26 protein-coding genes are annotated in these 24,438 nt (G+C 46.2%); 1 reads left to right on the top strand and 25 read right to left on the bottom strand.

The genetic code is table 11. The features are described 5' to 3' along the window. Positions 1–12 precede the first annotated feature (12 nt). The 20 genes from AB4Y93_RS07435 to AB4Y93_RS07340 form a co-directional block, all read right to left on the bottom strand. Positions 13–1,221, bottom strand: a complete 1,209-nt coding sequence (locus AB4Y93_RS07435) for an acetate/propionate family kinase (protein WP_441890443.1) — start codon at positions 1,219–1,221, stop codon at positions 13–15. Then, positions 1,221–2,093 (bottom strand): 3-hydroxyacyl-CoA dehydrogenase family protein, encoded by an 873-nt coding sequence (locus AB4Y93_RS07430; protein WP_441890441.1) that lies wholly within the window; start codon positions 2,091–2,093, stop codon positions 1,221–1,223. The genes AB4Y93_RS07435 and AB4Y93_RS07430 overlap by 1 nt, the downstream gene beginning before the upstream one ends. A gap of 205 nt (positions 2,094–2,298) precedes the next feature. Continuing rightward, positions 2,299–3,795 carry an AAA family ATPase gene (locus AB4Y93_RS07425; RefSeq protein WP_441890439.1) on the bottom strand — a complete coding sequence of 499 codons (1,497 nt, stop codon included), beginning with the start codon at positions 3,793–3,795 and terminating at the stop codon, positions 2,299–2,301. Next, positions 3,788–4,327 (bottom strand): hypothetical protein, encoded by a 540-nt coding sequence (locus AB4Y93_RS07420; protein WP_441890437.1) that lies wholly within the window; start codon positions 4,325–4,327, stop codon positions 3,788–3,790. The genes AB4Y93_RS07425 and AB4Y93_RS07420 overlap by 8 nt, the downstream gene beginning before the upstream one ends. Before the next feature lie 126 nt (positions 4,328–4,453). Further along, positions 4,454–4,987 (bottom strand): cell wall elongation regulator TseB-like domain-containing protein, encoded by a 534-nt coding sequence (locus tag AB4Y93_RS07415; protein WP_441890435.1) that lies wholly within the window; start codon positions 4,985–4,987, stop codon positions 4,454–4,456. Beyond that, complete coding sequence (locus AB4Y93_RS07410; protein ID WP_441890433.1) at positions 4,987–6,288, bottom strand: amidohydrolase; 1,302 nt, start codon at positions 6,286–6,288, stop codon at positions 4,987–4,989. The genes AB4Y93_RS07415 and AB4Y93_RS07410 overlap by 1 nt, the downstream gene beginning before the upstream one ends. After that, complete coding sequence (locus tag AB4Y93_RS07405) at positions 6,269–6,928, bottom strand: redox-sensing transcriptional repressor Rex (RefSeq protein ID WP_441890431.1); 660 nt, start codon at positions 6,926–6,928, stop codon at positions 6,269–6,271. The genes AB4Y93_RS07410 and AB4Y93_RS07405 overlap by 20 nt, the downstream gene beginning before the upstream one ends. After that, positions 6,925–9,786, bottom strand: coding sequence for an ATP-dependent DNA helicase DinG (dinG, locus tag AB4Y93_RS07400; protein WP_441890429.1), 2,862 nt, complete (start codon positions 9,784–9,786; stop codon positions 6,925–6,927). The genes AB4Y93_RS07405 and dinG overlap by 4 nt, the downstream gene beginning before the upstream one ends. 15 nt (positions 9,787–9,801) lie before the next feature. Continuing rightward, a complete protein-coding gene (locus AB4Y93_RS07395) occupies positions 9,802–10,599 on the bottom strand; it encodes a tetratricopeptide repeat protein (RefSeq protein WP_441890427.1) in 798 nt (265 codons plus the stop codon). 111 nt (positions 10,600–10,710) lie between these two features. Next, positions 10,711–11,094 carry an aspartate 1-decarboxylase gene (gene panD / locus AB4Y93_RS07390; RefSeq protein ID WP_167273205.1) on the bottom strand — a complete coding sequence of 128 codons (384 nt, stop codon included), beginning with the start codon at positions 11,092–11,094 and terminating at the stop codon, positions 10,711–10,713. Beyond that, on the bottom strand, positions 11,087–11,986 hold the full coding sequence (gene panC, locus AB4Y93_RS07385) for a pantoate--beta-alanine ligase (RefSeq protein WP_441890424.1): 900 nt from the start codon (positions 11,984–11,986) through the stop codon (positions 11,087–11,089). The genes panD and panC overlap by 8 nt, the downstream gene beginning before the upstream one ends. After that, positions 11,961–12,881, bottom strand: a complete 921-nt coding sequence (panB, locus tag AB4Y93_RS07380; protein ID WP_441890422.1) for a 3-methyl-2-oxobutanoate hydroxymethyltransferase — start codon at positions 12,879–12,881, stop codon at positions 11,961–11,963. The genes panC and panB overlap by 26 nt, the downstream gene beginning before the upstream one ends. 245 nt (positions 12,882–13,126) lie before the next feature. Beyond that, complete coding sequence (locus tag AB4Y93_RS07375) at positions 13,127–14,107, bottom strand: biotin--[acetyl-CoA-carboxylase] ligase (protein ID WP_441890420.1); 981 nt, start codon at positions 14,105–14,107, stop codon at positions 13,127–13,129. A 5-nt stretch (positions 14,108–14,112) separates the two neighbouring features. Further along, positions 14,113–15,381 carry a CCA tRNA nucleotidyltransferase gene (locus tag AB4Y93_RS07370; protein WP_441890418.1) on the bottom strand — a complete coding sequence of 423 codons (1,269 nt, stop codon included), beginning with the start codon at positions 15,379–15,381 and terminating at the stop codon, positions 14,113–14,115. Between the two features lie 25 nt (positions 15,382–15,406). After that, positions 15,407–16,570, bottom strand: coding sequence for an N-acetyl-alpha-D-glucosaminyl L-malate synthase BshA (bshA, locus tag AB4Y93_RS07365; protein ID WP_441890537.1), 1,164 nt, complete (start codon positions 16,568–16,570; stop codon positions 15,407–15,409). 88 nt (positions 16,571–16,658) lie between these two features. Next, on the bottom strand, positions 16,659–17,357 hold the full coding sequence (gene bshB1 / locus AB4Y93_RS07360; RefSeq protein ID WP_441890416.1) for a bacillithiol biosynthesis deacetylase BshB1: 699 nt from the start codon (positions 17,355–17,357) through the stop codon (positions 16,659–16,661). Next, on the bottom strand, positions 17,354–17,779 hold the full coding sequence (locus tag AB4Y93_RS07355) for a methylglyoxal synthase (protein WP_441890414.1): 426 nt from the start codon (positions 17,777–17,779) through the stop codon (positions 17,354–17,356). Before AB4Y93_RS07355 ends, bshB1 begins: the two co-directional genes overlap by 4 nt. A 35-nt stretch (positions 17,780–17,814) precedes the next feature. Continuing rightward, positions 17,815–18,573 carry a 4-hydroxy-tetrahydrodipicolinate reductase gene (dapB, locus tag AB4Y93_RS07350; RefSeq protein ID WP_441890535.1) on the bottom strand — a complete coding sequence of 253 codons (759 nt, stop codon included), beginning with the start codon at positions 18,571–18,573 and terminating at the stop codon, positions 17,815–17,817. A 48-nt stretch (positions 18,574–18,621) separates the two neighbouring features. After that, positions 18,622–19,164 (bottom strand): tetratricopeptide repeat protein, encoded by a 543-nt coding sequence (locus AB4Y93_RS07345; protein ID WP_441890412.1) that lies wholly within the window; start codon positions 19,162–19,164, stop codon positions 18,622–18,624. A gap of 54 nt (positions 19,165–19,218) precedes the next feature. Continuing rightward, a complete protein-coding gene (locus tag AB4Y93_RS07340; RefSeq protein ID WP_441890410.1) occupies positions 19,219–19,554 on the bottom strand; it encodes a nucleotide pyrophosphohydrolase in 336 nt (111 codons plus the stop codon). A gap of 145 nt (positions 19,555–19,699) precedes the next feature. Here AB4Y93_RS07340 and AB4Y93_RS07335 point away from each other — a divergent pair, with 145 nt between their 5' ends. Next, positions 19,700–20,566: a YitT family protein gene (locus tag AB4Y93_RS07335; RefSeq protein ID WP_441890408.1), complete on the top strand. Its 867-nt coding sequence runs from the start codon at positions 19,700–19,702 to the stop codon at positions 20,564–20,566. Positions 20,567–20,568: 2 nt separating this feature from the next. Here AB4Y93_RS07335 and AB4Y93_RS07330 read toward each other — a convergent pair whose 3' ends face one another. The 5 genes from AB4Y93_RS07330 to AB4Y93_RS07310 form a co-directional block, all read right to left on the bottom strand. Beyond that, the gene (locus tag AB4Y93_RS07330; protein ID WP_441890406.1) at positions 20,569–21,432 is read right to left on the bottom strand and encodes a sporulation protein YpjB; all 864 of its coding nucleotides are present in this window, start codon (positions 21,430–21,432) and stop codon (positions 20,569–20,571) included. Positions 21,433–21,474: 42 nt separating this feature from the next. Continuing rightward, positions 21,475–22,113, bottom strand: a complete 639-nt coding sequence (locus tag AB4Y93_RS07325) for a DUF1405 domain-containing protein (protein ID WP_441890404.1) — start codon at positions 22,111–22,113, stop codon at positions 21,475–21,477. A gap of 95 nt (positions 22,114–22,208) precedes the next feature. Beyond that, on the bottom strand, positions 22,209–23,084 hold the full coding sequence (locus tag AB4Y93_RS07320) for a c-type cytochrome (RefSeq protein ID WP_441890402.1): 876 nt from the start codon (positions 23,082–23,084) through the stop codon (positions 22,209–22,211). 18 nt (positions 23,085–23,102) lie between these two features. Continuing rightward, complete coding sequence (qcrB, locus tag AB4Y93_RS07315) at positions 23,103–23,774, bottom strand: menaquinol-cytochrome c reductase cytochrome b subunit (RefSeq protein ID WP_015844031.1); 672 nt, start codon at positions 23,772–23,774, stop codon at positions 23,103–23,105. A 14-nt stretch (positions 23,775–23,788) separates the two neighbouring features. Then, positions 23,789–24,319: a ubiquinol-cytochrome c reductase iron-sulfur subunit gene (locus tag AB4Y93_RS07310; protein ID WP_441890400.1), complete on the bottom strand. Its 531-nt coding sequence runs from the start codon at positions 24,317–24,319 to the stop codon at positions 23,789–23,791. Between the last annotated feature and the right edge of the window lie 119 nt (positions 24,320–24,438).

The raw sequence follows: 24,438 nt of genomic DNA, 5'->3' as shown, positions 1-24,438 counted from the left end.
TACTCTATTCGATTATTTCGAATCGCCTTTTACAATCGTATACGTATCACGGGCAATCAGCAGTTCTTCGTTCGTGGGAACAACAAGAACTTTCACACGTGATATATCCGTCGAGATTTGGCGTACTTCCTTGCTGCGTACATTATTACGCTCTTCGTCCAACTCAACGCCTAGGAACGAGATACCTTCACATACTGCTTTGCGCAGAACATTCGAGTTCTCGCCAACGCCTGCTGTGAACAAGATAATGTCTACACCGTTCATCGCTGCGGCATAGGCACCAATGTATTTGCGTACACGATACGTATACATATCAAATGCCAGCTTGGCATTCGTATCACCTTCGCCCATTGCTTCTACAATTTCACGCATGTCGCTGCTGATCCCGGAGATCGCGAGCAAGCCGCTATGTTTATTAAGCATGGAGTTCACTTCATTCAAGGTCAAATCTTCTTTGTTCATAACATAAGGAACGATAGCGGGATCAAGATCACCGCTGCGCGTACCCATCATCAAACCTTCAAGAGGTGTCATACCCATGCTTGTATCAAATGACTTGCCATCCAGAATCGCCGTGCAGCTCGCTCCATTACCGATATGGCAGGAGATCATCTTCAGCGATTCAAGCGGCTTGCCAAGGAAGTCAGCAGCCTGCTGGCTCACATATTGATGCGATGTCCCGTGGAAGCCATAACGACGTACTTTGTGACGACGGTACAGGACTTTAGGAATGGGATACAGGTAAGAAGTATTAGGCATCGATTGATGGAAGGCTGTATCAAATACAACCACCTGCGGCACATTCGGCATATTCGCTTCTACCGCGGTAATCCCCATCATATGGGCCGGGTTATGAAGTGGAGCAAGATCAAATAGCTTACGGATCTCCTGCTTCACATCAGCTGTAACAAGCGCCGAGCTCCTGAACACTTCGCCGCCATGGACAACACGATGACCAACGGCATCAATCTCTTCCATTGATTTTACAGCACCATGCTCAGGATGAATCAACATATCTACAACTTTTTTAACCGCAGTGACATGGTCAAGAATCTCACTAACTTGTGTAACATCTGATTTGCCTGGAGACTCATGAGTAACGATCGAAGAATCCATGCCGATCCGCTCTACACGCCCGCTTGCAAGCACTTCTTCCGTCTCCATATTATAAAGCTGATATTTCAGCGAGGAACTTCCTGCATTAATTACGAGTACTTTCATTAGATACGGTCCCCATCCTTGTCATATTTGAAAAATCCTACGCCAGACTTCACACCAAGATGCCCAGCGCGTACCATTTTCTTCAATACAATGGACGGACGGTATTTCAGCTCCCCGTATTCCCGGAACATGCGCTCAAGTGCAGCAAGGATGGAATCAAGTCCAAATCGGTCAGCCATTTCGAACGGACCATTCTGGAAGGAATAACCGATTCGCATGGCATTATCGATATCTTCAGCCGATGCAACGCCTTCCTCAAGCACATGAAGGGCTTCATTAATGAACAGACAAATAAGGCGAGTCGTCACAAAGCCTGGAGACTCGAACACCATGATTCCTTTTTTCTGGATGACTTCATCAACAAATTCTTTCATCGCATCAAATGTAGCATCGGAGGTTTTCAGACCACGCACAATCTCGACTAGGTCGATCTTGGATACGGGATAAATAAAGTGGAGGCCAATGACACGCTCAGGATGGCTAGTTACACTTGCCAGCTCCGTTAAGCTTAACGTGGAGGTATTGCTTGCAATAATAACTGACTCATTACAAATCTCATCCAGCTGTTTAAATACGAGCTTCTTGCTTTCCAGATCTTCTGTTATGGATTCAATGACCAGTTCGCAGTCAGCCAGTTCGTTATACGTCTGGCAAGGATGAATACGATTCAGGATCAGTTTTTTCTCAGCTTGCGTTAGAGCCCATTTCTCGATTTGCTTATCTAAGTTGAGCTCAATCATTTGCATACCGTATGTTAAGCGTTCCTCAGAGCTTTCGATTAAATACACATCCAGCCCTTTAGAAGCAAGCATTTCTGCAATTCCTTGACCCATTGTTCCGGCGCCGATGACACCAATTTTTTTAATAACCATAATTCTTTTGTTTCTCCCCTTGTAGCTATTCTCTTTTTTCGGCATTGAGAATCATTCTCTTTACCTCTCGATCAAATCCATTATAACCTTTTTTACACAAATAAAGAAGGCAACTGGTGTTAATTTGGTGAACACCAAAAAGAGCGGCAGGTCTAACACCCTGCCGTTCTTTTTGTATATTTTTCCATGCTTAGAAGCCTTATTCTTATGCGCTTTTTGACAGTTGACTTAGTAATGTCCGGAACTCATCGCCGCTAAGCGTTTCTTCTCGAATCAGCACGTCCAGCGACTGAGTAAACACTTCTTTTCTTGCTTCCAGCATGGCTTTCGTCTTCATCATCAGCTCATTCAGAATGGAGCTCGTAATATTTGCCCATTTATCGGGAGTCATCATGTTCGCATCAATAATGCCAAGCTCAGTCAGCCCAGATTCGACCATTGTCCGAACAATGTTCAGCGCTTGGTCAAAATCACCACGGGAGCCTGTGCTGCGGCCACCGTAAAAAATTTCTTCCGCTGCAGCACCACCAAGTGCAATCATGATTTGGCTTTCCAGAAAATCCTTCGTGTACAAATATCGATCCTGCTGCGGGTTATGACGGACATATCCAAGCGCCTGACCACGCGGGGATAAAGCAACCTGCGAGACGCTGCCTGGACGCACCAGCTCTGCTGAGATCGCATGGCCCAGTTCATGAAGGGCCACGCGTTCGCGTTCCTCAGCTGTTGATTCCCGGTCTGTTTTCTCACCCATCATCACTTTATCAATTGCCATTGCCAGATGAGACTCCAGAATCGTCTCACTGCTCTCACGCATAGCGTAGATTGCACCTTCGTTCATCACGCTCTCCAGCTGTGCACCTGAGAAACCAAATGATTCAGAAGCAATACGCTCCAGATTAATACCTTCATTAAGCGATTTGTTCGCTGCATGCAGACGCAAAATATGAAGGCGCCCTTTTTTATCCGGCAGTTCAACTCCAATATGACGGTCGAATCGGCCTGGACGCAGCAAAGCGCTATCGAGTATTTCTTTCCGGTTCGTTGCAGCAATGATGAGAATACGTGGTGCTTCATCAGAATGTATACCGTCCATCTCTGTGAGCAGCTGGTTCAACGTCTGATCATATTCTTTATGCTGACCGCCGTCTCGTTTACCGCCAATGACATCAATCTCATCAATAAAGATAACGGCACTTTTCTTACCGGCTTTTTTCGCTTTCTCCCTTGCTTCCTTAAACAAATCACGAATCCGTCCTGCACCTACACCCACATACATCTCAACAAACTCACTGCCGGAGGCAGCTAAATAAATCGAATCGGTATAATGAGCAGCAGCCTTCGCAAGAAGGGTTTTACCAGTCCCTGGAGGGCCCGTCAGCAAAATCCCTTTCATCGGACGGATACCCAGCTTTGCGATCTCCTCTTGTTTAACAAGAAAATCAAGGGCTTCAATCAACTCTTGTTTTGCTCGATCCTGTCCGCCAATCTGGTCAAAGCTCATCGATTCCAGACGAAGCTCTTTGCTGCGTTTCGACCCTGAACTAGCCATCATCCGGCCTTTGCCGCGCGTAGAGAACCATACCCCCGCTCCTAATGCAGCAAGTAACAAGACGGGCATCACATTAACTCCTTTAAAAGCCAGGAAAATAAACAACATCAAACCAAAGCCAGCTGCGATCTCAATCACATATTTACGCATAAGTCGACACCTCCAGCTGCGCTGGAACGCGCGGAAGTACTACATACTTCGTCGAGGTATCATCCTTCAGCGTAATATAGACATTATTATCATCGAGTGCTGTTTCATAACGAACTCCTGCATTCGCAGCAGCTGCTTTTTGAAGGGCATTCGGAATTTCGGAATAATTCTTCTTCTCCATCGCTTCCGCAACATCGAATAAGACCGAAGACCATACTTTATCTAATTGACCACTGGGAACTGCATTTGTAATATCAAGCTGCAATTCGCGGTTGCCAATAGCGTCCTTGCCTTCTTTTGCAATGTTTTCATAGACATCTTTCAATTTCGCATCCGGCTCAAGTGTAACCTGAACCGACACATGATCTTGATCTATAGTAGGAGCATTCGCCGAGGCGACACCTTCAACCTGTCCAATAGACTTCTGAAAAGGAGAAACGACAGCAAATTGCTTATATAACATCCACCCGCCAAACAGCAGCAATGCTGTAGCAACAGCGGACAACACGAATGGGACAATGCGAAGTTTCATTCTTACTCCTCCTCTTAACTCGTTATATATCACTTCGTATATCATCTCTGCCATACGAAAGTATATCATATATCGACATCAAAGGGACGGTGTAAAAACAGGAAAAGGAGCCAGCCGCTTGCGCGGCTAGCTCGCTGTTTTGGCAGGAAGATGATACTCACTCACAAAAGTTCCCGTACGGAAATCGTAGAATGCGTAGCTGTATTTCTCGGGATTATGGCCTTCTGAATAGAAGACTTCCCACACAAGCTGTCCATTTAACGTACCCGGCTGAATTCGTTTGAATTCTGCAGCCGGTTTGGCTTTCAGCACAGCTTGTTTAATTGAGGCTTTAAGTACACCTTCAGATTCCTTGACAATCTGCACGGCCTTATCCGGGCCAATTAACCATACGTATATCACTTCATCCGCGTCATTCTCGCCCTTCACGATCCAAGAAGTCGTATCCCAAACCTGCTTCGTGATGGACGTAACTTTGGTCAAGCTTGCTGCTTTCTGAGCTTGCTCGCGGATCGGACTCTCAGAGTCCCAGAATGGCTTTTGAATCGTATTGTAGTACATGACTACAATCGCGATAACAGCCAGCAAGGCAACAAGAATCACAGCCAGCCAGCGCTTCGGATTCATGACCGAAGAACGTTTTTTAGATGTCGCCCTCATTATGCTTTCAGCAGCCGCTCGAAGCTTGCTTGTGCCTCGTAACGGATTTTCTCTTCATCCATTAGCGTACACTCACCATTTTGAACAACTTTACGGCCATCCACCCACACATGTTTAACATCTCGTCCTGAACCGGAGTAAACAAGATGCGATACGATATCTGTCAAGGGATAATAATGAGGCTGCTCTATGTCGATGGCAATGAAGTCTGCTTTCTTGCCTTCAACCAACTGGCCAATTTTTTCTTCCTGCCATATGGAAAGTGCACCATATACCGTACCCATGCGTAAAGCCTCCATCGCAGGGATAACGGTTGGATCACCGGATACTCCTTTGTGGAGCAGCGCAGCAAATTTGATTTCTTTAAACAGATCCAAATTGTTATTGCTCGCAACACTATCCGTACCAAGCGACACGGTAACGCCTGCGCGCAGCAGTTCAGGTACTCGAGCTATGCCGCTTGCCAGCTTCAGGTTGCTGACAGGATTATGGGATACAGCTACTTTACGGTCAGCCAGCAATGCAATTTCTTCATCATTCAAATGTACCGCATGAGCAACAAGTGCCGGCCGCGAGAAAAAGCCCAGTTTATCCAGATGCTCGACAGGACGAGAACCGTAATCCCGGACATTTTGCTCCACTTCGGCAAGCGTCTCGGACATATGGGTATGAACAGGCAAATCATAATCATGAGCAGCCTGAACAAATTTTTCAATGTAATCCGGTGGGCAAGTATAAGGGGCATGCGGTGAGATCATCGTTGTAATTCGTCCATCCGCTTTACCGTTCCAATCTCGCGCAAAAGCAATTGCTTCTGTCAGCTTCGCCTGCTGGATCTCCTCGGAACAAAGACCAATAACACCACGTGTCAAACAGCCGCGAATACCCGATTGCTCAACCATTGCTGCCACTTGGTCCATTCGGTCATACATATCAACAAAAGCTGTTGTACCCGTCTTCAGCATCTCGACAATAGCCAAAGCACTGCCTGCACGAGTATCTTGATCGATATATTTGCCTTCCATCGGCCACATTTTTTGCTCGAGCCATACTTGCAGGTTTTGGTCATCAGAGTAACCACGGAGCAGGGACATAGCCGCATGGCCATGTGTATTAATAAGGCCCGGCATAAAAGCAAGCTTGCTGCCGTCTAATCGTTCCACTTGTTCATCCAGCCCAGTTGGAGCTGTCTCACCGATATATGTAATCTGATCATCGGTTACAACCATGTGTCCCCTGAAGACCGAATTGGTATCATTCATCGTGACAAACAGGCCATTTTCAATCCATAATTGAGCCATCTTCAAGTTCATTCCTTTCTTTATTCAAATAATAAGCTAGGCTCAGCAGTTCTCTTGTAAAGTCTGCGTGGTGAATCCGGATATGCTCTGGTAACCGCAATATAGCCGGAGCAAAATTCAAGATCCCTTCAATACCCGCTTCTACGAACTGATTCGCTACATTTTGCGCTTCCGGACCGGGAACGGTAATAATGCCGATCCGGATATTATTTTCCTCTACGACAGCCTTCAGCTTCTCCATTGGCATAATCGGCAGATTATTAATCATTGTCCCAATCTTGCTTGGATGATCGTCGAATACGGCGACAATTTTCATATTGTCTTTCGAGTACTTATTGTAATTACACAATGCATGTCCCAAGTTACCGGCACCAACAAGTGCAACATTAATCCGCTGGTCAAGCTTTAGAATCTGTTGAATCTTCTCAATCAAATAAGAGACGTCGTACCCAATACCCTTACGGCCGAAATCACCGAAATAAGCAAGGTCCTTCCGAATTTGGGCGGGATTGAGGTCTAGCTTGAGTCCCAGCTCCTGCGAGGAAACGGTTTGTACTTCACGGTTGTACAATTCGTTTAACACCTGCAGATAGATGGGCAGCCGTCTGACGACGGCCTCTGATATTTTCGCCTGCTTCACCCGTTTGCCCCCTCTTCCGATTGCAGCCATTCCCGCATTCGCGCTACCATCTGATCCGTATGCATGGTTTCAATCTTTGGACCAGGCAATGAATAGAGGAAATGTTTGCCGTAATACGTATCAATGACTCGCGTATCGTAGATAATAACAATCCCCTTGTCCTTCGTCGTACGAACAAGTCTTCCGAAGCCCTGCTTGAAGCGGATAACCGCTTGTGGAATCGATAGCTTCATAAACGGATTTTGCTTTTGCTTCTGCAATAGCTCCGACTTTGCTTCAACTAGCGGATGATTCGGCGGTTGGAAAGGCAAACGGACGATCGCAAGGCAGGTCAATGCCTCACCTGGAATGTCTACCCCTTCCCAGAAGCTGCTAGTGCCAAGCAAAACCGTTTCGGGCGACTGGGTGAACCGTCTCGTGAGCTTTGTCCGGTTACCGCTGTCAATACCTTGTCCTAGCACTTGAATACCCGAGCCTGCCAAGGCTTCCTTAAGTGGCTCATAGACCTGCTTCAGCATCCGATATGAAGTGAACAGCACAAGCATGCGTCCTTTTGTTTCTACTGCTGCATCCGCAAGCGAGTCCACCAACATAGTAGTAAACTGCTGATCGCCCCCAGCACCTTTTAGAGTTGGGAAATTACGCGGAATAATGACCAGAGCCTGTTCACGATAATTGAACGGCGAAGGAAGCTGAACGGTCTTGAGCCGATTATTTTCTTCAAAACCTTCTAGTCCGAGCTGCTCCTCCGCATACTGGAACGATTTATGAACAGACAATGTTGCAGAAGTAAGCACAATGCTGTCCTTCACATCAAAGAAATATTGCTGAAGCTGTTTGCTGACATCTACCGGAACAGCATAAAGATGAACAGACCGATAGCGGTAAGCCATGCTCGCTTCAATCCAATACACTTCCGAATTTTGCTCCATCTTGAGGAAGGTACGCAGATCATCCTTTACTCTAGTCAAATCACGAACAACGCCATTGAGATCTGTGATAAGTCCTTGAATTGTCTGGTCATCGAGTCTTTCTTTAATATCCGATGCCATTTTATCCACTGTCTTAACGACCCGGCTGAGCTCGGTATGCACATTTGTTTCTATATTCAATACATCGTCCCAGCCTGCCGGAGGGGTGTCACTGCGCAATCGGCAAACCGCCTGACCGTTATCATTACCGGCCTCTCCAGACTCGCCAACAAAGGCATATAAGAGCTCAAACAGCTTATCCCAGTGCTCCTTGACGTCTTGGAAGATCGGAATAACCGTATCAATGGTTTCCGTCCATGCTTGTACCCGCTCATCATCTTCCTGCTGCAAACGCAGTCTAAGTGCTGGCAAGAGACCAGAACGATTATCTTTAAATAGTCTTGTCGTTTGATGTGCTAAGGAGAAGTAATTAATTTGCATGCCAAGATGTTTGCCGGCTACCTCTTCTACATGATGAGCCTCATCAATAATTAAGTGGCTATACGATGGAAGAAGCCTATGATCCGCTTGAACATCCGTAAACAGCATGGAATGATTCGTGATGCATACATCAGCAATATTGGCTTCATGCTTCGCGCGGTGATAATAACAACGCTTGAACCATGGACATTGGCGATTTAAACAGGAATCCGCGTCACTGGCCACCGTCGACCAGAAGTCAGATCCTTTATTGCCGAAGTTGAGCTCCTCTTGATCTCCGGTCTCAGTCTCGCTGAGCCAGACCACCATTTGAGAAGCTGTAATCGCATCATCGATGGGAGCAACTAGATCCTTGGTATTAATTTTACTTTCAAATTTACGCAGACATAAATAATTGCCTCTTCCCTTAAAGATGGAGGCACGGAAATCAAAAGGCAGTATCTCGCGAAGAAGCGGTACATCTCGATGCCTCAGCTGCTCCTGCAAATTGATGGTATGGGTGCTTACAACAATTTTACTTTCCTGTTTAATCCCGTAATACAAAGATGGAATCAGATAACCAAGTGATTTGCCGGTTCCTGTCCCCGCTTCAATCAGCAGATGCCGGTCATTGCAGAGCGAGTCATATACCTCATGAAACATCGTCGTCTGCGCTTCCCGCTCCTCATAGTTCGGGTATTTCTCCATGAATCGCTGCTTGATGCCGTCCAAATATTGCTCAAAAGACATATCCTTCAGCTGATCCGCTTCCTGATCTGCACGTGCTGGCTGCTCTTCGGTCCATTCACCAGCCTTCAGGGCAAACTGATTGAAATACTGATAAGTATTCATATCAATGGAGGTGTGAAGTTCAGCTTGTTTTTGGATTTCGGCCATAAACCAGCTTAGATCGCTTCCGTTGTCTATAAGAAAGGATAGCCGCTGCAAAGTAAGCAGCGGCAATTTCTTAAGCTTCCGAACCGATTGGGCGAATAATTGCGCAGTCGCTATCGCATCGCTATCTGCTCGGTGATGCTGTTCATGGGTAATGCCAAACAGCTCCGTGACAGCGCCAAGCTGATACGTAGTAATCGAAGGATACAGCACTCTTAGCAGCTCAATCGTATCAAGTCTGCGACCGATAAAGGGATGATACCCGCATCGGTCGAGAGCCTGATTCAGAAAGCCTGCGTCAAAGTTTACGTTATGAGCAACGAGTACAGCATCCTCTAAATGAGGGATGAGCTGCATAAGCACCTCATCCAGCTCAGGAGCGTCCGCTACCATAGCAGCATCGATACCCGTTAACTGCGTAATAAATGCCGGAATTTCTATTGTAGGACGAACGAAGGAACTAAACGTTTCCTCGATTTCAAGGTCTTCATTCAGCACGGCTAAACCGACCTGAAGGATATCGTCACCAACGCCATGTCCTGTCGTCTCTAAATCCAATACTGCAAATTTCATTAATTTTCTATCCCCTCATAAGCAGCAAAGCTCGGTACTGCCGAAAAATAAGGATAATTGCTGCGGTGTTTCTTTACAACATTTTAAATTGTTTAACGGGTCTTTAAAGCTTGGGCAAGTTTCATATGCCTTCAGGAAAAAAGATTCTGCCTGCTCCATATTCATATAGATCGCTTGAATGCACCMAAGGGCATTATAGCCTAAAGCACGCCATTTCGGATAGTCCGTTAATGAAATCAGCAATTGGAAATGTCTTTGTGCCTCACTCCAGTTTTGAAGATGCATGTTGGTCATCGCCAGATAAAGCCTCGCCAGATTGCATTCCGGAAGGGTTGAGACTGCTGATTGAAAATGAATGGCAGCATCGGAAAACATAAATAATTTATAATATCCCTGCCCTTTCGAAATCATCATGGCGTACTCATACGGAACTTCCATATCAAGCTCAGCGTTATAAGCTTCTTCGGCTGTGACCGGTTCTGGCTTCTCTGTCTGCTTGACTGTCTCAGGCACCGAAGGCACTGACGATGATGACGTTTGGGTATCGCCTAATTCTGTGCTGCTCTCCATGGCCATTGAAGGCGGCGGTGTCATTTTCGATGGAGGAACTTCAGGTGATCCTGATTGCTGCTCCACAAAACAAGAAAACTTTTCTTCGAAGTCAATCCATTGCTCGACAAGGGAATCGCTCATTTTTTTAAGTGTTGCCATTTGCTCGTCATATTGAAGCTTCTGATCACCAGTTGCAGTTGGATACACCTCGATCAGATGGTCAAGCATTTCATTCATGGCTTCGAACATTTGCTGAAACATTTTACGCATCCCGCCTTCACCAAAGAATTGAGGAGTGTTATGCTCATTCTTTGTTTCGGCAGGGCTTTTCATACCCCGTACCAATCGTTACATAGTGCTGGAACTGAAGCGTTAAAGAACTGTCGCGTGAATTTCCTCAGACAGACTTTTGAGTGGTCGGTTATCACTGTCCAGAATGGTTACAATCGGCTTATGCACTCTTGCTTCCTCGTCGGTCATGGACGCATAAGAAATAATAATAACCTGGTCTCCAGGCTGAACCTGGCGAGCAGCAGCACCATTTAGACAAATAACACCTGATCCGCGCTGTCCCGTGATGACATATGTCTCAAACCGTGCACCATTATTGTTATTTACAATCTGAACTTTCTCATTTTCCCAAATGTCTGCTGCATCCATTAAATCCTCATCAATCGTAATACTGCCTACATAGTTTAAATTTGCTTCAGTTACGGTTGCCCGATGAAGCTTTGATTTCATCATTGTTCTATACATGATCCTTCACCTCTACGACTACATTTGGTACAAATAAGGCATTATCAATTAATCGGGTCGACCCAAATTTTACGGCAAGTGCCAGAATATATTTGTTTTCTTCAAGCTCAATCGGCTCATTCCATACAGGCTGCTCCAAAGAAGGATAAGTCAACCATTCCACATAGTCAATCTCCGCTTGGCCTGCTTCGTTGATTTTAGCTTTTACGCGTGATACCAGTTCTTCGGATGTAATTCCCGGTTCTTTCGCCCATTGCTTCGCAAGAGCCAAAGACTGCGATAATACAACCGCTTGCTGCCGATTCTCTGCTGTTAGATAAACATTACGCGAGCTAAGCGCAAGTCCATCCGGTTCCCGGACAATTGGACAAGGAATGATCTCCACAGGAATATTCAAATCATCTGTCATTTGCTGAATAACTGCAATCTGCTGTGCATCCTTCATTCCGAAATATGCTCGATCAGGCTGTACGAGATGGAACAACTTACTCACGACAAGTCCAACGCCGTCAAAATGTCCTGGTCTTGAAGCACCGCATAAACGTTCAGTAAGCTGACTTACGATAACTGAAGTACGAGGCTTCGCAGGATACATGTCCTTCACTTCCGGCATAAAGACAATGTCGATGCCATTCTCTTTCGCAATAGCAAGATCTCGTGCCTCATCCCGCGGATAACGTTCAAAATCTTCATTAGGCCCAAATTGCATGGGATTCACAAATATAGATAATACCGAAGCTGTATTCTCAGCAGCCGATTGACGCATTAAGCTTGCATGACCTTCATGTAGAAATCCCATTGTTGGTACAAGACCGATAGTAGGGTGATTGGGTGATTGTTTGATTTTAAAAAGTTCGTTTTTCAGTTCAGCTATGGTTCGACACAAAATCACGCTTGGGGGACTCCTCTCCGCTTGCTTGATTGCTGCTGTTATTTGCAGCTGATCCAGCACCATATAGATGATTGATGACTGTCGTCTTAGCGCCAAAGGAATGCTCCTCCGCAGGGAATACGCCAGCTTTCACTTCGTTTACGTAGCTGCTGATGGCACTACGAATGGTTGATCCGATATCCGCATAGGTTTTGACCATTTTTTTCTCGATATAAGGTGATGAATATTGCAAAATATCATGATAAACCAATACCTGACCATCACAACCACGGCCTGCGCCGATGCCAATGGTCGGAATCGACAATTCTTTGCTGATGGCTTCTGCTAAAGGCTCCGTAACGAGCTCCAGCACGATAGCAAATGCTCCAGCAGCTTCAAGCGCCTTGGCATCCTCCATCAGCTTTTCTGCCTCACGTTCGAGTTTGCCTTGAACCTTGTAGCCGCCAAGCTGATGCACCGATTGCGGTGTTAAACCGATATGACCCATTACAGGGATCCCGGCTTTAACCAAAGCTTCTACTTCAGAAGCAATATCCGTACCGCCCTCCAGCTTAAGAGCCTGGGCTCCGCCTTCCTGCATCAGCCTTGCTGCGTTACGCAGCGTAGATTCCCGACCAATGCCATACGTCATGAAAGGCATATCTGTAACAATAAACGTATTCTTGGCACCGCGTGCTACGGCGCGTGTATGGTAAATCATATCCTCGAGCGTGACCGGAATCGTTGTATCGTATCCGAGTACAACATTCCCTAACGAATCGCCGACCAGAATAACATCCAGGCCAGCTTCCTCCGCCAATACGGCAGATGGGTAATCATACGCGGTCAGCATCGAGATTGGATTTTTGTCCTGCTTCATTTTCTTGAGGTTGGTAATTGTCAGACGCTTCCTCATTACGCTTCATCCCCTTTAAGTTTTAGGATAAACACAAAAAAACCTTTTAGCCGCTGCTAAAAAGGTTCCCGAACTAAAAAGGAAACGTATGCTAAGTCTTTGCTTCCTTCTGTCTCGGTCCCTACGGCTCAGAGCAGAGTTTGCCTTGCTAATTCACTACATCTATTACCCTCAGCAGTGCAGCTCTTACCAGATACCGCCTGCTTCTTTCATAGTAACAAAAAAAGGAGTGCCCGTAAACGCCTTTAGCGTACGGGCTCGCCCATTTCTGCGGAAAACACGACAACCGTGCTTCCGTCTTCCTTGCGTACGGTTAATGCACCGCTGGCATCTAGACCAATTGGAACGCCGTCAATTGTACCTTGAGGGGTAATGAGTCGTGCAGGTTTGTTAAGAGATACCGATAACGCTTCCCATAGCGTAATAATTGGACCAAAACCTTTGTCCAAATAAAGCAAATAAAGCTGCTCCCATTCATGCAAAAAGTCGGTAATAATCGTAGTACGATCAAAGCCTTCACCGCTATTGGCAATACGAAGTGAGGTTACTTTATTCAGCATTTCGTCCGGATAATCCAACTTTTCCAGATTGACACTGATGCCGATTCCTGCGATAACATAACGGAGTCTCTCATCTTCCGCTGTGGACTCCAGCAAAATTCCGCTGATTTTCTTGCCTTCGATTAACAAATCATTTGGCCATTTGATACCTATAGACAAGCCAGTCACTCTCCGCAAGCTGCGGCATAGCGCAACTGCAGTAAGCAGTGTAAGCTGCGGTGCAAAATGAATCGGAACCGATGGGCGAAGTATCATGCTCATCCAGATCCCTTTCCCTTGCGGGGATACCCAGCCACGCCCCATTCGTCCGCGGCCATTCTGCTGCTGCTCCGCAATGACGAGTGTACCTTCAGGCTCACCTTCCTCCGCCAGCTTCTGCGCTATATTTTGCGTAGAATCAACGGACTCGAACCAATGAATCGAGCTGCCAAATATTTTAGATTTCATTTGACTGAGCAGCTCAGGTACCGATAATGTGTCTGGCGAAGAAATCAGCTTATAGCCTAATCGGCGCGAGGCGTCAAACTGATAGCCAATGGACTCCAATTTTTTAATCTGCTTCCACACAGCCGTACGACTAACGCCAAGCTGCTGACTGATCATTTCTCCCGATACATAATCGCCGGGATTTTGTTCAAACAATTCAAGCAATCGGTTGGTTGACATCTTTATCAATCCTCGATCTTCCATATTTGAGCTTGCGCAAGCAAAGTTTCTTGTTCATTCGGCAGCTTACCTAATGCAACTTGCAGGAGGAGCTGCTGCAGCATCCGTCCCATCCACGTTCCAGGCTCTTGATTCAAGCCTCCTGCCAGCTGTTTGCCATTCAACTTTAACTGCTTTAAAGTTATTGCCGGCATGTTGTCTAACCATTCCATGAAGAGGTTCGCATGGGGATGAAGAACATGATGCATATCCCATTGTGCAATGGATAACCACCCGCGAGCCGCTGTTTCACCATATTGAATAACGGCATTTGTCCAAGTGAACCGCAAATCTTCACCGTGCTTCATAATCAATTCTGAATGCATGTGCAGGACGGCCATAATCGAGTTCACGCGAGCTGTTGGCAGACGTAATGCCTTTAATGTCTCTTCTGCCTCAGTAGCCGTTAAATGATCAACCATAAGCAGTGCAGCATAACGCATATCTGGATGTTGAAGCTCGTGTATTTGAGTAAAAGGCTTAAAACCATCTGGATTAGTCAGATAAGCTTCTCCAAGCTTGTCCGCTGCAGCTAGCGGGGTACCGCAATAAAACAGCAGTCTGCTTACTGACAGCAGGTGTAACGCATGCTGCGGGGCAGCTCCGCTCATCATACGGTCAAGCTCTGCAAATACCCGCTCCATAGCGATGAATTGAAGCAGCTCACGATGTTTAATTAATGCTCTCCAGGTCTGATGAGCAATGGAGAATCCGAATTGGGAAGCGAACCGGATCGTTCGCAGCATCCTGAGCGCATCCTCTTGAAATCTCGCGTCCGCATCACCTACACAGCGAATCATCTTGTGTCCCAGATCATCTATGCCCTGAAATGGATCATAGAGCTCACCATCAGCATACATCGCCATTGCATTAATCGTTAAATCCCTGCGCAGCAAATCGCCGTCCAGACGGTCGATAAACTCGACTTGCGCTGGACGGCGGTGCTTCTCATATTCCGATTCTGTCCGGTATGTCGTCACTTCATAAGGAATGCCATTATACAGGACAGTCACTGTGCCATGCTGGAGTCCGGTCGGAATACAGCGGGGAAATAAAGCCAACACCTGCTCTGGTCTCGCCGATGTAGCAATATCTACATCCTTGATTGAAAGCCCCATAACCGTATCCCTGACGCAGCCACCAACAAATACCGCTTCATAGCCTTGCTCCCCAAGCTTTTCGAGTACGGGTATTGCCTGCTGCATGATGGTCGGCAAATTGAAGCGTATCCCCATATGTTTCGGCACTTCCCTTCCTGTTCTAAGCCTCACATACCGGAATGGGAAGATCAGCTTCGATCCCTAAAACCCGGTAATAAATCTGCTCATATTGAGTCGTAATCACATCATTACAGAACTCATTGCGCGCCCGGAATAGACATGCTTCCTTGAAGGAGTTATGAAGCTTCTCATCCTTAAGCAGCTGCGTTGCAAAGCCTGCCATACCTTCTACATCGCCAATCGGACATAAGTAGCCAGTTTCTCCGTGAGTAACAAGCTCTGGAATACCACCGGCATTCGAACCAACCGTCGGCACGCCGCATGCCATTGCTTCAAGGGCAACTAGACCAAAGCTCTCTTTCTCCGAGGGAAGCAGCAATAGATCTGCCATCGAAATAACCTGTGCGACATCTTCTTGTTTGCCAAGAAAATGAACACGGTCTTCCAAGCCCATCTGTCTAATCTTGCACTGAATCTTGGACAGTTCAGGGCCTTCACCTACCAGAAGCAGCTTAGCCGGAAGTTGTTTGGACACTCGTTCAAATATATCTACAACATCACTTACACGCTTCACAGGACGGAAGTTCGAGATATGCATCAGGATCTTCTCATGCGGCTCCGCATAATCAGCGCGAAGAGACACTGCATCGCGCGGGTAGTACACCCGTTTATCAACGAAGTTATAAGTTAAATCAATGGGACGAGTGATATCAAGAAGCTGTCTTGTTTCATTAATCAAATCCTGTGACACAGCTGTTACAGCATCACTCTGATTAATCGCAAGACGAATCAAGTCCTTCAGCGACTCATCTTGTGCCAGCACGGTAATATCCGTACCATGGAGGGTCGTAACGGTCTTAAAGCCATCACCAAGCATCTGTTTCGCCAGATGAGCACAAACGGCATGTGGAACGGCATAATGAACATGAAGCAGATCCAGCTTTTCCATCTTCGCAACCTGCGCCATTTTGCTTGCCAAGGATAAATCATATGGCGGATAACGGAAGACGTAATAATCATTAACTTCTACTTCATGAAAGAAAATGTTTTTATGAAATTTCCCGAGACGGAAAGGTATGCTGTGCGTAATAAAATGTATCTCATGGCCGCGCTCAGCCATTAATTTTCCGAGTTCCGTTGCAACAACGCCGGAACCCCCCAGGGTAGGATAACACGTGATTCCAATTTTGAGTTTACGTGCCATATTGGTCGTCCGCCCTTTCATAACATGATGATAATCTATATATTCGACAATGTTCTGTGTTATGTCGTCCATCACTTTTTACCTTTTGTTAAAAATATTCCACAGCATGCGGACGCTTAATCGCAAATCCTTCCGCATACTTCCAGCCTCGTGTTTGACCAAGCAGGCTGTCGCGAGCTTCAACCCGTTCGATATAACGGTCTGTCAGCGGTGTAGCCACACGGTCTTCTCCTGGTGCAGCTGTCTGGAATTGCGACTGATAAGCCATAAGAGACTGTCGCTTCTCATCATAATAATTAGACACATCTACCATAAGCGAAACGTTATCAACATCATTTATGTAATAATAAATCAATTGCTCCACTTGAACAGCCGGCAGCTCTGGCATATAACGGCGAAGCTTGGCATTAAATACGGCTTCCTCAACTAGCTTGCTGCAAGCGATATGATCGGGATGACGGTCTACCCAGTAAGGGGCGAATACTATCCGCGGCCGGGTACGGCGAATTTCTGCTACGATTGCATCAATATGTGATTTTGTCATTTCCAAACCACGATCTGGCAGTCCCAGATTCGTACGGGTATATAGACCAAGCACCGAGGAAGCATTGGAAGCTTCCTGCTTCCTAAGCTCCACGGTGCCGTTTGAAGACATTTCCGCTTCGGTCAAATCACAAACTCCAACCCGTTTACCAGCAGCCGTATATTTCGCAATAGTGCCGCCCATTCCGATCTCTGCATCATCCGCATGAGCACCAAAGACGAGAAGATCTAATGGTGCACTCATGGCTGATCAATACCTGGTTTATATTTATGCACAAGCTCACGCCAAGCAAAGTCTCCACGTGCAAGCGCCCTTACTAGCAGTTCTGCTGTAGCCACATTTGTTGCAACCGGAATGCCCTGCACATCACAAAGACGAAGCAAAGCAATGATATCCGGCTCGTGAGGCTGCGCCATAAGAGGATCACGCAAGAAGATGATAAGATCCATCTCATTTTGAGCAACCATTGCCCCGATTTGCTGGTCACCGCCAAGAGGACCGGACATAAAGCGATGTATTTTAAGGCTCGTTTGTTCCATGATCCGAGTACCCGTTGTACCCGTGGAGAATAATTCATGGGGAGCAAACACGCTTTCATAAGCAGTTACAAAGTTAACCATTTCTTCTTTTTTGCGGTCATGCGCGATAAAAGCAATTTTCAACATCTACAATCCCCACTCTTTCTACGCTGTATAAGAAATTAATCCATTACATGTTCAAAACCATAAATCAAACCACTGTAAGTCATGATTTTTTTGATCGCAACATTAACGCCAGGCATGTAACCAGCACGGTCATATGAGTCATGACGAATTTTCAGCGTTTGACCATAGCCGCCAAATACAACCTCTTGCTGAGCAAATACACCTGGAAGCCTAACACTATGTATACGGAAGCCATTATAATAACCTCCGCGAGCCCCTTCGATAACTTCTTCTTCATTTGGGTTACCTTGACGAAGCTCTTCGCGTACTTGTGAGATTAATTCGGCAGTCTTGATGGATGTACCCGATGGTGCATCCAATTTCTGATCGCCGTGATACTCAATAATCTCGACATGCGGCAAATATTTGGATGCCTCTGCTGCGAATTTCATCATCAGAATGGCGCCGATGGAGAAGTTCGGGGCAATCAAACCACCCAGCCCTTTCTCCTGGCAAAGCTTGTCCAGCTCTTCGATTTGTTCAGGCGTAAAGCCTGTTGTGCCCATAATAGGCCGGACGCCATATTCAATCGCGACCTTTGTATGCTGATAAGCTAACGCAGGCACTGTAAAATCAACGAGTACATCTGCCTTTGCGCCGCTTAGTGCTTCTTCAATAGTTGCGCTAACGGTAACTCCTGTATTCGATTTGCCTGCAAATATACCAGCATCCACAGGACCTGCTGAAGGAGCGACGGCAGCAACGAGCTCAAGCGCCTCGTCCTCCAGCACCATTTTCACAACTTCACGGCCCATTCGGCCGCTTGCTCCGATTACTGCTACCTTAATTGCCACCAAGATCACCTAATCTTTCTGTTGTTGTTTGCCCATCACCCGTCTGCGCATCATTCTGCGCTTCCGATTTACATCAGCGAACAATCTCCGCGCTGCGGAATGTCCGGGGTTTAGTCTAATTGCTTCTCTGGCATTAACCACCGAATCTTCAATACGGCCCATCTCCGAGTATGTCAAGGCAAGTAAATAAAAGGCCTCGAAACTAAGCGGATCAAGCTCTGCCGCCTGTTGAAGCAGGGGCAGGGCATCCAGGTACCGTGATGGTTCTTCAGCAAGCTTAAGCTCTGCCGAGGATACCAAAAGTCTCGACTCAATCGTATGCAGATGGTATAAATATTCGGGATGATTACCTTCAAGCTCTATTGCTTGCTTCGCATATTGATGCGCCTTGCTCCATTTGCCGCTTCTGGCACATGAAACCGCACATTTATGTTGATAGCTCGCATTAAGAGGTTCTGCCGCTATCGCTTGCTCGAACCAATAAATCGCCTGTTCAAAATCACTATTTAGAATAAACTCATACGCCTTTTTCACGCAGCTTTCCCCGTCCATATGCCCATCCTCCTTGTACACAGGTTGATGGTACAGCATATGTAGGAGGGTGTTCTACTGTTCGGCGTTTTTTCTCGTCCAGCGGTCAGCGTCCCGAGTATTGAATTTATTCATGACTTTGTTATGCGCTTCCGTCAGGTCTATGTTGAGAGAATTCGCAAAGCAGGACAGAATAAATAAAATATCGCCAAGCTCCATCTCAATGGAGTTTTCTTCTTCATTGGGCTTTTTCGGCTTTTCGCCATAATAGTGATTCACTTCTCTGGCGAGCTCGCCTACTTCTTCACTCATTCGTGCCATAAGAGCTAATGGGCTGAAATAGCCTTCTTTAAATTGACCGATATAAGCATCTATTTCGCGCTGGATATCGGCTAACGATTTATCTGTCATTGCTGATGACCCTTTCTTCCTTATGTATAACGCTAATAACACCTATGTTAACGTAAAGAAGCAATGAAAACAATGTTTTTTGAGCCGTTCATTAAGCTATAATACTTAAATAGCTTGTTCATGAACTTAAAAGGAGTCCCTCATTATGCCACGGAAATACATGCTTCAACTTCGAACCATATTACCCATTCTATTGGGTACAGCCATCTATGCCTTTGGGCTTCATTATTTCGTGATACCAAATCAACTGATGGAAGGCGGCGTGACTGGTATCGCCGTCCTGCTAAACTACGCTGCCGGCTGGCCGCTCTCAGTCTCAACCCTGATTCTGAATATTCCGCTCTTTGTGATTGGCTGGAGGAAGCTTGGCATTAGCGAAATGGCCTACACCCTTGTTGGTGTTATCTCACTATCCGGATTCCTTGCATTGATGGAATGGATGATTGAAAAGGGCTGGATCGTTACGTTAAGCAATTCCCATGACTACCTGCTGGCAGCTCTTTATGCAGGTGTAACGTTAGGCGGCGGATTAGGTATCGTCTTTCGGGCTGGAGGTACAACCGGAGGCGTCGATATTATCGCCCGGATTGCCTCCCGACGCAAAGCTTTTAGTATGGGGCAGTTTATTTTACTTACTGACGCCATTATCATTGGCATCTCGCTGTTCTATATTCCGATTGAGAAAGTACTGTACACCCTTGTTACTGTCTTTGTCGCATCCAAGTTAATCGACTTTATTCAAGATGGCGCCTATGCGGCCAAATCTTTCTCGATTATTACCGAGCATGGCAAGGAAATGGCTGCCCAGATCACCTCTGAGCTCGACCGGGGTGTTACGTTAATGCCAGCACTTGGCGCTTTTTCCGGACAATCAAAAGAGGTCGTCTACTGCGTTGTTCAGCGGCAAGAAATGCGCCGGCTTAAGAACATCATACGCCGTATCGACCCCAGAGCTTTTACTGTGATTAGTGAAGTTCATGATGTACTTGGTGAAGGCTTTAAAGAAGAATAGACTTAGGAAAGAGGCTTTACGCCATATGGCTGCTGCTTATATTTGCGCCAGCCTATGTACGTAAGAACGGCCATAATAATTGCACCTAGCAGCAAGATCCAGCTAATCGGATTCGCCTCACCTGGTGGGGCGATGACCGGTTCCTCTTCCTCGGAATGACCGTTATCAAATAACCGGTTTAGTGAATATTCCAAATCCTGTATCGAATTGTCGGTCCAATCCTGCTTCGTCTGACCTTTCATCCCCGCTTCAAGAAGAACATTGGTATAATGCATTCGTTCCCTTAACTCCTCGATCCGATCCGCAGGCCGCTGCATCGAAGCAGCAGCTTCAATTCGAAGCAAGTGTTCATTGAAGCTATTCATCGCAGCACGGGCAGCGATAGCTCCGTCATCCGTCTGCCTGTTCCATGAACGGTTTACGCGCTCCAAATCCTCCAGCATCACTTTCTCATACTGCAGCCATAGGGCATGTTCTGGACGAAGCAGCGCATCAGTCGTCAGATGAATGCGAGCCGAAGCTGTTAACCAATCCGAAGTCATTTTACCGTTCTTTAACGTAAATGCGATGGATGAGATACTATCCTCCATCAACATCCATCCAGCAGCTTGTCCGGCTTGCCGAACTTCTTGTTTGTCCATAAGCTTGGCGAGCTGCTGTACATATTTATAGCCAGCTTGGCGATTGTTCCTATAAGCTGCTTCGTACAAAGCTGTAGCCGTCTCGTCCAGACGAAGCAGCCCACTCCGTGATTCGTCAGCATGGCTTGTCCCGATCAGTTCCGATGGAAAGGCTTTAGCAACCGTAACCGAACAGACGGTCATGACGATACTTAAGAATAAGGGCAGTACAATTCGTATCTTCATGGACATCCCTCCTAAAATGAATTTATGAAGGGATGTCCATCCTTATGTCTGTTTTTTTGCCTTTAAAGCTAGACCTCCAACAATAAAGCTGAAGATCGTTAAGCTATAGGTAAACCACATCACCTGTGTCAAATTATCCATTAGGGAATCTGAAAGCCATGGGAAAACATCATAAGTATAATCCACCGTATCATTAAGCAAAAGCCATAAGGTACCGATAACAGCAGCCCCTACTCTAGCCTTCATAAACCTAGCGTATAACAGTACCTCAATAGCCATTGCCGAATGAGAACACATTAACATCCAATGCTCCCAATGCAATGGATCTCCCTGCATACTGCCCGCAATAATCATCGATACAGCCCAGATCCCATATTTAATAGAGGTAACTACCGCCAGACCCTCAATAATCATCCTTGCGCCATTAACAAATTTGGAATTACCTCTTGGTGGAAACAGCCAATACAGCAAGGTGATGGTGAAAAACAAGCTTGCCGTCGGACTATCTGGCACAAAAACAATTTGCCATAGCGGGTGGCTGCTGAGAGTATCCTCAATTTGATTTCCATACCAAATGTACCCATAGATGGTACCAAGGAAATTGCAAATAAACATCAGCCATAAAAAGAGGCGATTCAACAGAAAAGATCGGCTCCAAAACCAAGATATCGGTAACCCCATTAGAATGTACGTCCCTCCATATTACCCATATAGTAAGGAAAACTTCGAAAAAAACCTGATCGCATAAATACGATCAGGTTTTCAAGGTGCTGCTATTATTCAGCTGGCGCTTTTTGCTTCGACAGCCAAGTTGTTAATTGATCAATCTCTTCTGCAGTCAGTGTGCCTTTGAAGGACGGCATGCCGCCACGACCATTCGTAACCGTCTCAACCAGTTCTTCCTTCGACAAACGATCGCCAACACCAGTCAAAGCTGGGATTTGCGGTGGGTTGCCTTTCAGATCTGCTGCGTGACAAGTTACGCATTGCGCTTTCTTTACAATATCCATTGCTGGATCGTTAGCATCAACCAGTGCAACAGCCTTATCTTCTTTCTTCGTTGCGCTTGGTACTTCTTGACCTTTTTCGTGGGCCTCACGTGCTTTCTCTTCACGAACATGATGCTCAGGGATCGAGTTCGTAGCTTCCATCTCATGCGTGTAGTGACTCCAAGAAATTATGGTCAAATACACACAGGAAATTAATGTAAGGAACATAAGAGATGAAGCAATTGGACGACGATAGAAGCGGCGCTCTTTACCTGTGTCCAGGAATGGAGCGAGCAGTAAACCGCCGAACATTACAGCTGGAACACCCATCGTACCAAGTACGATATAGTCACCAGATACCCATGGATATTTCAGGAACTGATACAGGAACAAGAAATACCAGTCCGGCATTGGAATAAAAGCTGCGTTTGTAGGATCCGCTGGATAACCAAGCGGTGCACCCTCAGCAATTGTCCATGTCAGGAACCCGACTAGAACGACACATCCGACCATCCATTCCTTAAGCAGGAAGTTCGGTATGAACGCTTCCGATTTACCGGGGTAGGACGTATAATCTGGCGGAATGTTTGGATGATTGCTTTTCTTCACCCGTGAGTCGCCAACATAAACGACCTTCTCGTTCGATTTATGACCGTGCGCCATAATAAATCCTCCCTTCGCTTAAAGTGGTCCAGAGATGCCTTGCTTCCGGATCATCAGGAAATGCGCTGCGAGCATTGCGATCAGAGCGCCAGGCAAGAAGAATACGTGAATCGCGAAGAACCGTGTTAGCGTTTGTGCGCCAACGATGTCGCCACCATACAGGAATTCACCGATATAAGGTCCGATATACGGAACAGATTCTGCGATTTGTACGCCGACCTTCGTCGCGAAGTAAGCTTTGTTATCCCAAGGCAGCAGGTAACCTGTAAAGCCAAGGCCTAACATGATGAAGAAAATCAGCATCCCTACGACCCAGTTCATTTCACGCGGAGCTTTATACGAACCGGTGAAGAATACACGCAAGGTATGTAAAAACATCATAACAATAACTAAACTTGCTCCAAAGTGATGCATCCCGCGAACAATTCCGCCAAATGCTACTTTATGGTTCAAATAGTCAACGCTTGCATAAGCATTGATAATGTCCGGTACATAGTACATGGTAAGGAACATGCCGGACAAAATTTGAATTACGGTAATAAAGAACGTCAAACCGCCAAAGCAGTATACGAAAGCGGAAAAGTGATGAGCTGGGTTAACATGCTCAGGAACTTCATGGTCCGCAACATCCCGCCATAGCGGCGTAATATCAAGACGTTCGTCAATCCAGTTGTACATCGATTTAAACATCTGCTATCAGCCTCCTATACCCGAGAGTTTTTCTTAACAGGACCTAAGTACACAAAACCGTTTTCAATTTTCGTTTCATATTCATCTAATGGGTTTGGAGCAACTGCAAGGTTCTTACCTTCTACGGTATATCGTGCACCGTGGCAAGGGCAGTCATACTCATGTTTGCCTAAGGTATTCCAGCCAATCGTACAACCCAGATGCTTACAAACTGGCGAAAGTGCAAAAATTTGGTTATTCGCATCTTTCGTAATCCATGCCGAAAGCTCCGGATCACTTACGTACCAACCATCGACCTGATGAATTTGGAACTTGAATTCTTGAGGCTCATTTGTTATTTTGCTCTCTTCAACTACTTTAACCCATGTTCCCTCTGCCTTTTTTGCTAAGAGAGGATCAACCGCAAAACGGACCATAGGCAAAACCGCGCCACCCATCATAAAGGCAGTCGTACCGCCGAGTGTATACGACAAAAATTGACGCCGGGACATCTCTTTGCGTTGAACCGGACGATGCGCGGTTTCTTGATGTTCGTGGTTACTCATCTTCTGTTCTAACCCCCTTTGCCAACCATTTCTCGCGTTCAGCCACACGGCAAAACGCTTGACGAACTAGGACATACACTATAATAGCCTAGGTGCTTGGGAGCGTCAAGAATATGGCT

This window comes from Paenibacillus sp. YAF4_2, assembly GCF_052113225.1.
Lineage (GTDB): Bacteria > Bacillota > Bacilli > Paenibacillales > Paenibacillaceae > Pristimantibacillus.
The sequence above is the reverse complement of the archived record's forward strand: the minus strand, read 5'-3'. Positions and strand labels throughout refer to the sequence as shown.